The following is a 12,334-nucleotide window of genomic DNA, read 5'->3' as shown; positions in this document are numbered from 1 at the left end:
AGATAGGGGATGGTCGGAAGACTGGAAGGCAAGGTCGCGATCGTCACGGGCGGCGGCCGCGGAATCGGAGCCGGCATAACGGCGCGCTTTATCGAAGAAGGCGCCACGGTGGTGATCGTCCAAAGAAATGCGCCGCCGAGCGAGATGCTCGGCGAGCGGACGTTTTTCCTTAAAGCGGATCTCTCCAGCTCGCATGACATCACGGATGCGATCGAATGGACCGTGCGGGAATTCGGCGGTCTCGACGTTCTGGTGAACAATGCCGGAATCATGTTCGAGAAGACGGTCGAGGAGATGTCGGAGGAGGATTGGGATCAGATGATGTCGATCAACCTCAAGGCTCCGTTCTTGCTCACCAAGGCTTCGGTGCCCCATATGAGACGGCGGGGCGGAGGCAGCATCATCAACATCGGGTCCATCGAGGGCCTGGCGTCCAATCCCGGTCATCCCGCATATTCCGCGTCGAAAGCAGGTATCCATGGGTTCACTGCCGCGATTGCAGTGGATCAAGGACGAGATGGCATTCGTTGCAATGCGATTGCTCCGGGCTGGATCAATTCCGACCTTAGCGAGCAGTACATCGACAGCATGCCAGATAGCGAACGCGTCCGGCGCGAACTTCTCGTCATGCATCCGGTGGGGCGGCTGGGCGAGCCTCGTGACATTGGGAACCTGGCAGTCTGGCTTGCATCGGAAGAGAGCGGCTTTGTCAGCGGCCAGGTTTATGTGGTCGATGGCGGGCGGACCAAGAAACTGCCGCTTCCTGCATCGTGATATTGCGCTCGTGATTTTTCGCGAACTGCCATGAGGATTTCCATCGGGAGGTAATCCTATTTCCGGAATACTTGGGGCCGGCTAAAGGCAATGGGATCTGGATTCGCCTGACTGAACCTGAGCGAAATCCAAAAGAGGTGCCATCCGCCCAAGCGGAGAGGAATATCCTGGACTGGCGTGCTCGGTTCAGACGGTCTCTCCGAGCCAGCATTTCGGTAGACTGGCTTGCGGAAGTGTGGGACGACAGTTTGCTTCCCTTCAAGAGCAATGGGCAAATACAGCCCGGTAGCAGGCTCGAGCTTCAGTCAGGCTCCCTTTAGAGTTGGGTATTGTTGGAGAAATTCCTTCTCAGCCTAGTTCCAGATGCGGAGATTCATGCGAGAGTGTGCGCCCTGATTGTTTCACTTTTTGAGCTGCACCATGCCTGAAGAGATCGAGGTTGATACCGACAAATTGCGTGAAGCCATCGATGAGGAGATCGAGAAGAAATCCGCCTCGCTGCTGCGTTTCATCGCTCTAACAACGGCGTTCTTTGCCGCACTCGCAGCAATCGGCTCCCTCCTGGCGGGAGGCTCAATCAATGAGGCGCTGGCGTTGAAGACGGAGGCGGCTCAAAAGCAGGCCCAAGCCTCCGATCAGTGGGCCTATTATCAGGCGAAAGGTATCAAGATTGCGATCCTCAAATCGCAGATGGAGCTTCTCGCCGCGGAAGGCAAGCCGGTGGCGCCGGATCTCGATGAAACGAACCGACGATACGCGGACGAAGAAAAATCAATCAGCGCTGCCGCGCATGAACTTGAAAAAATGCGGGACGAGAAGGATGACGAGGCCAATCTCCTTATTCATCGTCATCACTACTACGCCTACGCCGTCGCCATGTTGCAGGTTGCAATCGCGCTGGGTGCCGTGGCCGCCCTGACCCGGAGACGCTCGGCCTGGTGGGGATCCTCAGCTCTTGGCCTTTTGGGTGGGGTGCTACTATTGTGGGCGTGGGGGGCAGGGTGATCCGGGTTCCGTTGTATCACCCGCCATCAGAACCAGCCCTTCACCTTGAACCAAACCAGTGGAATGAGGGTGCTAAGTAAGATGACGGCCCAACCATATTGATATCCCCAGGTCCAGTCATATTCCGGCATGTTCTTGAAGTTCATGCCGTAGATGCCGGCGACAAGGGTTGGAGGAATGCCGGCGATCGATACGATGGTCAGAACCTTGAATATGTCGTTTTGAGCAATGCCAATCAGGCCGACGAGAGCGTCCAGCACGAACTGGACTTTGTTGGCAAGTTGCTCTTCATAGTCCACGAGCGAATGGATATCTCGGCATAACCCTGCCAGACGCGGCTCCAGATCTTCCGACCACCCCTTGGCTTGCTGTTCTGTGTAGGTCACAACGCGCCCGAGACCCTGTAAACCGTCTCGAATCTCGGAGAGACGGTCTCCTAGACGCCCCACCTGGCGCAATTGTGCTCGCAACAGCTTGTTTGCGCGGGCTGCATGGTGGCCGCGAGGGTCCTCAGCACGAAAGGCGCTTGTTGAAAGGCCATTGAGCTCTCCTGCCAGGTGCTCAAGAGCATCGGCAACGCGGTCGACAATGTCTTCACAGAGCAATGTGAAGACCTCAAGGCTCGATTTTGGAGCATCTTCTCCGGCAAATCCGGACGCGACGGCGTCAATAGCCGGCAGTGCCATAAACCGGACCGTGACGAGACGATTCATCGATAAGACAAACCCGAGGGGCGGTGTCGTATCAGCCCCTTCCGGATGTCGGGCCGCCGACGGCGTACTCATGTAAAGCACGCCATGCTGATTTCTCAGTCGGCTCGACGTTTCGATTTCACTGAGGGCACTAAGGGAGGGGAGAGGTGCGCCAATGACTTCCTCCACCTCCCTTAACTCAGCACTACTAGGACTCAGCAGGTCGATCCATAAGGCTTCTGCAAACGCTTGCGGCTGGCCCTTTTTATCGTCTTGCGGCACCGGGAAAACACTTAGCATTTCCTGTGGTCACTCCCTGCAGTATGGCGAGAAACTCTCGGTTCGCCCAAGTATGGAACTCAGTTGACCGAACGGCAATTGGCGAGAATGACCGCTGGAAGCAATGATGTGTTCCGGCGCTCCTCGATTCTGTATCCTGACCATCTTTGAAGAAATGGTCGAGATCGACAAGATCAAAACTCCTGCCAGGATGCCTATGCGGCTCCACCGAAACCACCAAATGCGCTGGCGCTTTTGAAGCGTGCACGTCCGACCAGCATGGCTGGCTGACGTCGCGGACCAAGGAGCTGTCCGATGTGGCTGACATCTGGTCCTACGGCATTACCGATCCACCGTCAGCAAACTACTGACGACGGATTTCCCGTTGCGGACAATTTTACCAACACAACTAGAAATTACGCAATTATTGGGTGTTACATTTCGACACATCAACCGGCGACGCCCTGGGGATTTCATGTCGATTTTCGTTCCACTCATTTTTCTCGCTGCTAGTATTCCTGCAATGCCACCTGCGCCGATCGGTGAAGAGTTCCCCGCCCTGAGCGGCGGCCCTGCACCCATCATCTTCGAATTCACGGACTACGGTGGCACAAAATCGGCGCTGAAGGCCAAGGTGACACCGGAATCGGTGCAGAACTGGTGCGGGAACTGGCATCCATCGGACACATCGTGCGCGCAATCGTACGGAGATGACGGCGGTCGCGTCTACGAGGCTAGCGCGAACTGTGAAACTGGCGACCTGCAAACTGACGGTAAGCATTACCTTTTCGACGGACCAGACACCAAGAGCAAGAACTTCTACGGATATCCCGGCGTTCGTGATTCCGACACCGGCAAGCGCGTTGCCGATACCGCCATGGATCGCACTCTAGGTGCCATGTGGCTGCAGTTGTGTCCGTTCGGCTGGCCGTACAGGGATGTGCCCGTCACGCAGACATTTCGCACGGAGGATCGATACGGAGAGCCTATCGGGCATAACGGCTCGCTGATGTTCAACAATCAGAAGCAGCATATCATCGTATATGAGGAGCCTAAGGCATCGATCGCTGGCGCCATCAAACCGAACACAGTCCTGGTGCACGGCTGGGAAGTCCCGAACGAATGGTTCTCGGGTGTCGCGTACACTTTCAAGAAGGGCTGCGACCCGGCACCGTACTTGGTCAACGGCCATTATCAGAGCGGCAATCTGACGCTGCTGGGCAAGGCGCCGATCCGTGAGGGCTGTAATATCGTCGGATACAGCAATAAAAGCCCGAACGCCAAACTCGTTTTCGATCTGTCTGAGTGACATCCATCTTGCGGATGAAGAACGCTATTTTCGAGACAGGTGAGATCGTGGAAGTCGGTGAAAACCGTTCGTATCGCAATAGTCGTTTTTACATGCAGGGTGATCATGCAGGGTGATATTGTGATGTTGCCGATGAGCGTCAGGAACTGATTGTGGATGAGGACCATTTGTGCAGTCAACTCGTGCTGCTCACCCTGCCGACAGAAAAACTGTCCGCCAAGAGCATCGGCGAAACTTTCAATGACGACCAAGCTTAACCGCTCACATTCTCACGGCAATCGGTAGAAACCGACGATACGTGGAGTAGTTAATCAACTCAACGACTACGCCCGTGGTCGGTGAACGTCGCCCGGGACGGATTGAAGAAATCGATTTAATGCGTCGTGATAGATATCAGGGTCCATCTCGGGTGTATTCTTCGCCAACAAATGGCCTTGCGATCAGGCAATTGACCAAAATGCCTTGACCACCTTGACCATTGCTTCGTCACGAGTCGGCTTGACTATACATAGTCGAGAGCGCTGCCCTTGTGAGCGGCGACATGATCGGTTTTGTCGCTCTTGATCTCATATTGCGGCTCGTCTTCGCTCGCGCGATGCGTATATCCCTTGTAGTCGAAGTCGCTGGTGTGAATGGCGATGATCGTCCCGGACACTCGCCCGGCTTCGGAATTCCAGCTTACGTGATCGCCGATTGCAAATCGTCTTGTCATCTCCTCGCCCGTTCGAAAAGTATTGTCCGATTGTAACAGCCTTGTTGGATATCCGCGCCAGTCTGATCTCGTTATTTGTTGCGACGCCGCAAAGGTCGGTATTGCTTAATGATGCGATTGGATTTTTCTATCGGCGACTTCCAGGTTCCAAATCGAGAATGAGCCTGTGCACGGATCTATGCCATCGGCAATAGCGGCGACACGGTTTGAATGAGAACGGCCAAGGAGGAGGCATCCTTGATGTCGTCGCTCGAGGCCTCGAATTCAGCAAGTTCTATCCCGACGATCTGCGTCTTCGGGATAGCGTCGAAAATGGCTTTCAAGGTGTCCGGATGAAGGCCGCCGGATATAGCGTAGGCTGCCGGCACGTAGCCGGGTTCGAGGGCATCCCAATCGACGTGGATCCAGACCGGGGCATCGCCGATTGTCGACAGGACCGTCTCCGGGCTGGTTTCGGTGGGCGAGAGGACACGGACGCCCGATTGTTGCAGCAGATCTGCTTCCGCTGCATCAATATCTCGTGCGCCGACAATAACGACCTGCGCCGGATTGAGGCCTTTGCCGTGACCGCTGTCCCACAGCCCGCAGGCGGCAGCGAGAACCATGCCGCCGAGATACCCGCTTTGTGTCGTTTGCGGTGTGTTGAAATCGCCGTGGGCATCGATCCATAGAAGGATTGCGTCCGGATACTCTTGGGCAACGATGGGTAGCGTCGCGAGGCTGGCAGAGCAGGTGTTGGCGACCAGCAGTGGTTTGTTGTCGCGCTGCAGGGTATCGGAAACGGCATTCTGCAGCGCGGTCAGCGTTTCTCGGGCTTCGGGCAGGCTCGTCGACCAATCGTCCTGCTTGACCGGGGTTTTCGCACCGACAAAGGTCGGTGTCATTCCGGCAAGTTTCTGAAGTGCTTCGGCCGTCAGGGCCGCTCCCGGTATGGCGCCGGGCGTTCTGTCGGCAATCCGTCCTTGGGATACAATGAGTTCGTAGGTCAAACGGCCTCTCCTTGATGCTATGGTGTTTGGATTCTGGATCGAGCCTTAGGAGAGGATGGCAAGGCCTTCCTCGAATCCAGCGTGAACTTTTGCACCCGCGGATCGCAGTTGCTCGGCCTTTTCGCCAAAGCCGATGCCCAAGAATTCCAGCCCCAGGTTCCGAGCGGTCTTCAGGTCCCAGATGCCGTCGCCTATCGAGATGATCCGTTCGGGGCTGACAATCCGGTATTTTTCCTTCGCCCGTGCGATAGCATTCGAGACGATTTCTTCTCTGGTCGTATATTCCGATGCCGTCACCAGCATATCCTGCTCGAAAGGAACATCGAGGCACTTCAATTTTCGGACCGCGCCGTGGCGGAGGCTGCCGGTGGCAAAAACAGGTAGCCAATCGGTCTGCGACAGGGACGCGAGAAACTCTCTTGCGCCTGGTATCGGAGAGACAGGTTCGTTCTCGAAAACGGAATCAAACTCGCGCCTGAACCGTTCTTCAAGGCCTATATGGTCCGGCGTCGGCGACCAACCGGCTTCCTCCCAGGCTTCCTCGAAAATTCCGCTATCCGAATGATGCCGATAGCTCGACCAGTCCGTCCTGAGCGCCGGAAACGCGAAGCTCCGCAATGTCCTTTCAAAGGCTATCTGGTGCTGGGCGACGCTGTCGGTAAGCGTGCCGTCGATGTCGAACACGACAATGCTGTTTTTGGGCATAGGCTCTGTTGGCTGTTTGGTCCGAGAAAGGAACTGAGTACTGCGAAGCGCTGGTCGGGATATTGCCGGAACGACGTTTAGTAGCGATATATTTGTCTGGATATATCGAAGGGATCAGACCATGGCAATTCCGAAGTTCTGCAGGCGCTATGCCTGACATGAGGTCCGGGGGCCATGGGTGCGGATGCTCGAATGATGACCGACGCCGTTGATCAAAAAAGGGGGATATCGGCTAAGGTTCGGCTAACCTGGCTTGAGCAGGTGGCCGTTGACCCGGGCGTTATGGTCGAGGACTCGGTCTAGCGCTTGTCGTGTAGTCCTGCAAAGGGCCAGAATTGATCAGGATCACTTGGCCGGATCGAATGTTTCCAATATCAACGGTGCCGCGCAGTGGCATATCTATCGAGAGCTTGGCCAAATCAACTTGGGGCCAATAGTTCGGTTCCAGTTAAGAATATTAGGTCTGAAGCCGCCACGCTCTCGCAAGCATCCAAGGTTTCGAGGGCAAGCAAGCCTTGCTGCCTTGATGTGGGGCGTCTAAGTGCAGGCGCCGTGTTCATCGAGGCTCCAGCACATTTAAAGGCTCGCGAGCCGAGGCAGATGCTGCGCTCGCCATATCATTGAAATAATCGCGGCAGAAGTAAGTGTGGCAAAGCGGAGACACCTGTTGGCGGCCAAGCAGAAACCGTAATTTCCTAAAAATAGTCCATAGTTTTCTAAAATACCGCCGTCTCGAATGCAGCCATCCTCGCCATCGTAACCATTCGGTGCGCTATGGACATTCAATTCTCAGGTTTTGAAATTTTTGCTCCGAAAATCGAGGTGGCCTGGACTGCCTTGCAACGGCAATATGCGCGCCATCTGACCGGTGCGGGGCTTGATCACCTATTTGCCTGCCGTGCCTGCGTGGGGACGAAATTCCGTACCGAGCGCATGTCCGTTCGATTGCATTCCGCTCTGAAGCAGACGCAGCCATGGGTTGCGGATGCCGAGTCATCAGGATGGGGCGCGCACGTCAGGAAATACACAATTTCGATGATGACATAGGCGTGTATGCGAACTTAAGCGTGGAGTGCTTTGCCCGGTTTCCAGCATGCTGGCAAAGCCAGGCGCAAACAGGATCAGATCTGACAGGACTTGCATCAGGTGACGGATTTCTCCGCGGGCATGACATGCGCCCGAGGCGTCGATCATCCGTGACTTCAGCGTAATTCCATACAGCTAACCCTTACGAATTCGGCAATGCCGATGCTTCAATCGATCGGGAGAGTCCGCATGAACACCGAGAAGATCATTATCTTTGATACTACTTTGCGTGACGGCGAGCAAAGCCCCGGCATCAACCTTGACGCCGGTGAAAAGGTCGAGATCGCACTTATGCTCGAAGGGCTGAAGGTCGATGTGATCGAGGCCGGCTTTGCCGTCTCCAGTCCCGGCGAGTTCGAAGCGATCAAGGCCGTGGCGCGGGTCGTCAAGGACAGCACGATTTGCAGCCTGAGCCGCGCGGTCGAGCGTGACATCGACCTGACGGCGGAAGCCGTTTCCGGTGCGGCGTCGTCTCGTATCCATATCGTGCTCGCCACCTCGCCTATTCACATGAAATACAAGCTGCAAATGACACCGGAAAACGTGCTCGAACATGCCGTTCACGCGGTGCTCCACGCGCGACGCTATTCCGAGGATATCGAGTTTTCCTGCGAGGACGCGAGCCGGTCGGAGCCGGAGTTTCTTGCCCGTTTCGTGGAACAGGTGATCAAAGCCGGCGCGACCACGGTCAGCCTGCCGGACACGGTCGGCTACGCCACGCCGCACGAATACGGCAAGCTATTCACCTATCTGCGCAATGTCGTGCCGAACGCTGACAGGGCCGTGTTCTCCGCGCATTGTCACAATGATCTGGGCATGGCTGTTTCCAACTCGCTCGAAGCGACCCGGCAGGGTGCGCGTCAGATTGAATGCACGATCAACGGCATTGGCGAGCGGGCGGGCAATGCGTCGCTTGAGGAGATCGTCATGGCACTGCATACACGCGAGGATTTCTTCCGATGCCGGACGTCGGTCGAAACCCGTCGATTAACAGCTGCATCCAGGCTCGTCTCGGAGATCACGGGTTTCGTTGTACAGCCGAACAAAGCGATCGTCGGCAAGAATGCTTTCTCGCATCAGTCCGGCATTCATCAGGATGGCATGCTGAAGAACCCCTTGACCTATCAGATCATGACGGCGGCGGAGGTCGGCGCTGACGAGTATCGGCTGGTGCTAGGTAAGAATTCGGGTCGTAACGGTTTTCGCATGTGCATGCGCTCGTTGGGCGTCGAGTTCGACTCCGATGCCGATCTCGATCGCGCTTTTTCCCGTTTCAAGCATATCGCCGATCAAAAGGCATCGCTTTGTGATGAGGATCTGCTGGCGACGGTTGCGGGTATGGAAGCCCTCTCCCGGGAAAGCCACATCGCGTAATTCTGCTTCCAGAACATGCAATCGGGATCGGCAGTGTGTCGGAACCGCGCCTGTTCGGGGCCTGGGCCGGCTCCGGGGAAATGCGCGTCAATACTTTGCAGCATTCAGGGCAGCATTCAGGAATGAAGGTCATAGCGGAGAAGCGAGCAAATGACGGTGAATCTTGCAGTCGAAACGGCAGGCGATGTTCGAGTAACCAAGCCGAAAACAGGGTATGAATTCCTGATCGACACGCTAGCGACCTGGCATGTGCGTCACTATGCCGGCGTCACGGGGGGAGGGGTCATCCATTTGCTCAAACATCTCGAGCCGATGGTCTCCCTCGAGGACGGTGCCGAATTCCCGGTTTTCTTCAATATCGGAGAGTATGTCGCCGGCTTCATTCCGTTGGGATACTATCTGGCGAGCGGGAAAATCAGCGCAGCCATTGCAACGACGGGAGCCGCGACACGGCTGCTGACTTGTGGTCTGAGTGATGCGAAATTACATAATATTCCCGCAATCTACCTCATTCCTCTCAGTCCGGCAGATACGCGATACCGTGCACCGCTGCAGGACACGAGCCCGGAGGGTGCCGACGTCGTGGCTCAGTTGAAGGCCGAGCTACCATCAGGCACATTCGTCCTGAATGATCCAGATCATATCGGAGAACAACTTGAGCAGGCTCGCAAACATCTCGATCAGGGCTCGCCTATCGCACTTCTGATGCCGCCGGAGGCACTTGGAAAGACGGTGCCTGAGCCGGTCCATATGGCTTGGCGCGCTGACTACGCTCATAGACCGAACAGGATCGACCATGGGGCGCTCGCCCATTTTCTGACCGAATTCCCGCAGCAAGCGGCTGGCCGTCGGGTGATCGTGCTCGCTGGCGAAGAGGCGGCCATGTATCCGTACATGCCTGCCCTCACCAAACGTTTGTGCAAGGTGTTACAGGCACCGATCGTCTGGAGCATAAACGGGGCGAATGCGGTAGCGCGCGACAATAGCTTCGGTTTCGGCTATCTGGGCTTTGGCGGCAATGATCGCGCAATGCAGCTCTGGAGAAGTCTCGGCCCTGACGATATCGTCATTACCCTCGGGTTCTGCCCTGACGAATATACGCTTAATTTTTCTGACATACCCGCCCATACGACATGGAATTTCACCAACCTGGCCGACCCATATGGCAGCGTTGGAGGCGAATTTCGGCATCGCGTGCGCGGCGACTATTTCGACGTGCGGGGGCCGATCGATCAGGTTCTAAGCGAAGCGATCGGCCGGCTCGAGGATCTTCGGCTGCCGCGCCCCCCAGCACCGGCTTTCGTGGCTGATCTCAATGATCGCGAGATCATGCCGCCACGTCCTGGGACAATCGATATCGCCCGATTTTATCAGGAACTTGATCGTCATTGGCAACCGGGAAGCATTGCATTCGACGATGTATGCCTTGCCTACAAAGATCGTCAATATGTCACGCAGCGCCCGCATCCGAACGTCCGCTTCCATTCGCTTTATCGCGGTTCCGCAATGGGCGGAGCATTCGGCGCGGCAATCGGCGCAAAGCTTGCGAAACCGGACGCGACGGTCTTCGCTTTTACGGGCGATGGATGCTTCCGGCTGATTGCGGGTTGTCTGGCCGAAGCGCGATCATTGGGAATCGTCCTGTTCGTGCTGGACAATGGCGCACTCGGCATCATGGTGCAGGGCCTGCCCGTGGTCATTCCCGACTATTCATCCACCCGCTACCACAGCGATCTGCACCGCATCGACTTTGGATCGATGGCACGCGCATGCGGCTGGTCAAGCCGCAAGCTGATGCCGGATCTGAGCAATCTCGCCGAGATCATGCACGAAAGCTACAGCCCCAGTCACCCATCCATCCTGGTTGAGGTTCCCGTAGATGCAGAGCAGGTGGTGGGACAAAATCCGCGGGCTAATAACCTGTAGCGCCACACGAAGCGTCGATGTCAGATCAATGCAATGATGTCGAAGGCGTCATCTCCATGTCACCAATGACTGTGTCGAAATAGTTGTCGGCGATTTCGAGCAGCGTTTCCGCTATGCACTGAGGCTCCCACCCGCCTTGCAGGAGCTCTTGCACGGCTGTATCGATTTTCTGACGGAGTTGCTCGTGGCACTGCCGCTTCGATTGATCTGCAAGATCGATCAACCATTGTTTACCTGGCATGATGATGCTCTCCTCCATGACGACGGGCGTCCATATTCGTCGACAAGGTATAGCGGAGGTAAGCGCAGGCAACTGCTGCAGCGCCATTTTTCAAGAGCAAGGCATCAATTGTTCATCAATACAAATAATCAATTCGCATATTCAATGAATAGTTGTAAATCTTTGGGTCGATATTGCAATGTTCGATGGATAGCGGAGACGCAAGTCTATTCGGCAGAGCCTCTCGAACTCATGGAGCATGTATCAATGACAGGTTTATTGAGAAATGGTCTTCGAAGAAGGGCTTGCAAGCCAAGGGTTGGCGCGCAATGCGATCGAAACCTTCCAGCTAAGGTTTGCCGAACAGAAGGCATCCCGAAGCAGACAAGGCTAGTCGCTTAACTTTTTCCGATAGCGATGAGTTGAAACGACGAACTTTTGGCCGATAGCAGCCGGAATCCAGAGCGCATCGTTAAACGTATCGACAAGGGTCCAGCCTTGCCGCAGGTAAAAACTTTCAGCTCGGGCGTTACCCGCTGTGCAAAAAAGCTCCGCCTCAACCACACCATCTTGGCGCAAAGCCCGCTCCGCAAAGCTCAATAAAGCAGATGCCACGCCAGTTCCCCGAGCGCCTCGGCCAACGTAGAGCTTGACGACCTCGATGCCTTTCAAAGAAACGAAACCAATAAGATCCTTCCCGGATCGAACAACTTAAAACCTATCCGGCGCTTCTTTCAGCCAGATAAGGAAGTGACGTTCCGTTCGATAGGCTAGAACCTCTTGGGGAACAAGTTCGGCATGAGCATCATGCCACCCTTGATGCCAAAGGTGAACGATTGGCTCCTCGTCTCCTGAAGCTGCTGGTCGGATCGTGGACATAACGGTTCGCTGCTGTTTCCGAAGAGGAACGATGGAAGACAAAGTTTAGCCAACGGAAGATGAAAGACAATCGGAGGATAATGTCCGCTTCTGGCGCGATCCGGCCGAACACGCCTCAATGTGATGCCCGAACTTTCTAGCAGAATTCAGATGGTGCCAACGCGTTGGCATTCGTGTTCCGGTGCGTCAATTTACTTCCGCATCGGACCCACCGCTCTCGCCGATATGCGGGATTTAGTTCGGTACGCAACTCTTCCTGTTTCAGCCGCTGGCCGCATGGCTCACACACCGGACCAAGACCTGCCGGTCCTCCGCAGGGGAGATGGTATGGCTGACGGCGCGCCTTCGTCGGGAGAGGGTATTAGCTTTGTCCATACGGGTTAG

12 protein-coding genes are annotated in these 12,334 nt (G+C 55.8%); 6 read left to right on the top strand and 6 right to left on the bottom strand.

The genetic code is table 11. The annotated features are described in order from the left end of the window. Window positions 1-9: 9 nt before the first annotated feature. Together ABOK31_RS30260 and ABOK31_RS30255 are read left to right on the top strand one after the other, a co-directional pair. On the top strand, window positions 10-774 hold the full coding sequence (locus ABOK31_RS30260; protein WP_349962679.1) for a glucose 1-dehydrogenase: 765 nt from the start codon (window positions 10-12) through the stop codon (window positions 772-774). A 420-nt stretch (window positions 775-1,194) separates the two neighbouring features. Continuing rightward, entirely contained in the window at window positions 1,195-1,779 is a 585-nt protein-coding gene (locus tag ABOK31_RS30255; RefSeq protein WP_349962678.1) for a DUF4337 family protein, read from the top strand. 26 nt (window positions 1,780-1,805) lie between these two features. Here the strand turns inward: ABOK31_RS30255 and ABOK31_RS30250 are convergent, their stop codons facing one another. After that, window positions 1,806-2,771: a magnesium transporter CorA family protein gene (locus ABOK31_RS30250; RefSeq protein WP_174172664.1), complete on the bottom strand. Its 966-nt coding sequence runs from the start codon at window positions 2,769-2,771 to the stop codon at window positions 1,806-1,808. Window positions 2,772-3,225: 454 nt separating this feature from the next. On the opposite strand from ABOK31_RS30250, the gene ABOK31_RS30245 reads away from it, so the two are divergent. Continuing rightward, window positions 3,226-4,059 (top strand): hypothetical protein, encoded by an 834-nt coding sequence (locus ABOK31_RS30245; protein WP_349962675.1) that lies wholly within the window; start codon window positions 3,226-3,228, stop codon window positions 4,057-4,059. A 502-nt stretch (window positions 4,060-4,561) separates the two neighbouring features. Here the strand turns inward: ABOK31_RS30245 and ABOK31_RS30240 are convergent. The 3 genes from ABOK31_RS30240 to ABOK31_RS30230 form a co-directional block, all read right to left on the bottom strand. Beyond that, entirely contained in the window at window positions 4,562-4,771 is a 210-nt protein-coding gene (locus tag ABOK31_RS30240) for a DUF2945 domain-containing protein (protein ID WP_174172662.1), read from the bottom strand. A gap of 176 nt (window positions 4,772-4,947) precedes the next feature. Then, window positions 4,948-5,760, bottom strand: a complete 813-nt coding sequence (locus tag ABOK31_RS30235) for an arginase family protein (RefSeq protein WP_349962673.1) — start codon at window positions 5,758-5,760, stop codon at window positions 4,948-4,950. Window positions 5,761-5,805: 45 nt separating this feature from the next. After that, complete coding sequence (locus tag ABOK31_RS30230; RefSeq protein ID WP_349962671.1) at window positions 5,806-6,444, bottom strand: HAD family hydrolase; 639 nt, start codon at window positions 6,442-6,444, stop codon at window positions 5,806-5,808. A gap of 795 nt (window positions 6,445-7,239) precedes the next feature. Between ABOK31_RS30230 and ABOK31_RS30225 the strand changes: the two genes are divergently transcribed. The 3 genes from ABOK31_RS30225 to ABOK31_RS30215 all read left to right on the top strand — a co-directional run bounded on the left by ABOK31_RS30225 (window position 7,240) and on the right by ABOK31_RS30215 (window position 10,851). Then, complete coding sequence (locus ABOK31_RS30225) at window positions 7,240-7,512, top strand: hypothetical protein (protein WP_349962669.1); 273 nt, start codon at window positions 7,240-7,242, stop codon at window positions 7,510-7,512. Between the two features lie 228 nt (window positions 7,513-7,740). Beyond that, window positions 7,741-8,925, top strand: a complete 1,185-nt coding sequence (locus tag ABOK31_RS30220) for a 2-isopropylmalate synthase (RefSeq protein WP_174172633.1) — start codon at window positions 7,741-7,743, stop codon at window positions 8,923-8,925. A 150-nt stretch (window positions 8,926-9,075) separates the two neighbouring features. Next, window positions 9,076-10,851: a thiamine pyrophosphate-dependent enzyme gene (locus ABOK31_RS30215; protein WP_349962667.1), complete on the top strand. Its 1,776-nt coding sequence runs from the start codon at window positions 9,076-9,078 to the stop codon at window positions 10,849-10,851. Between the two features lie 25 nt (window positions 10,852-10,876). Here ABOK31_RS30215 and ABOK31_RS30210 read toward each other — a convergent pair whose 3' ends face one another. Both ABOK31_RS30210 and ABOK31_RS30205 read right to left on the bottom strand, forming a co-directional pair. Further along, the gene (locus ABOK31_RS30210; protein ID WP_174172631.1) at window positions 10,877-11,110 is read right to left on the bottom strand and encodes a hypothetical protein; all 234 of its coding nucleotides are present in this window, start codon (window positions 11,108-11,110) and stop codon (window positions 10,877-10,879) included. A gap of 351 nt (window positions 11,111-11,461) precedes the next feature. After that, window positions 11,462-11,743, bottom strand: coding sequence for a GNAT family N-acetyltransferase (locus ABOK31_RS30205; RefSeq protein ID WP_349962665.1), 282 nt, complete (start codon window positions 11,741-11,743; stop codon window positions 11,462-11,464). Between the last annotated feature and the right edge of the window lie 591 nt (window positions 11,744-12,334).

This window comes from Rhizobium sp. ZPR4 (assembly GCF_040215725.1).
Classification (GTDB): domain Bacteria; phylum Pseudomonadota; class Alphaproteobacteria; order Rhizobiales; family Rhizobiaceae; genus Rhizobium; species Rhizobium rhizogenes_D.
This window is presented reverse-complemented; position numbering and strand designations above follow the sequence as displayed.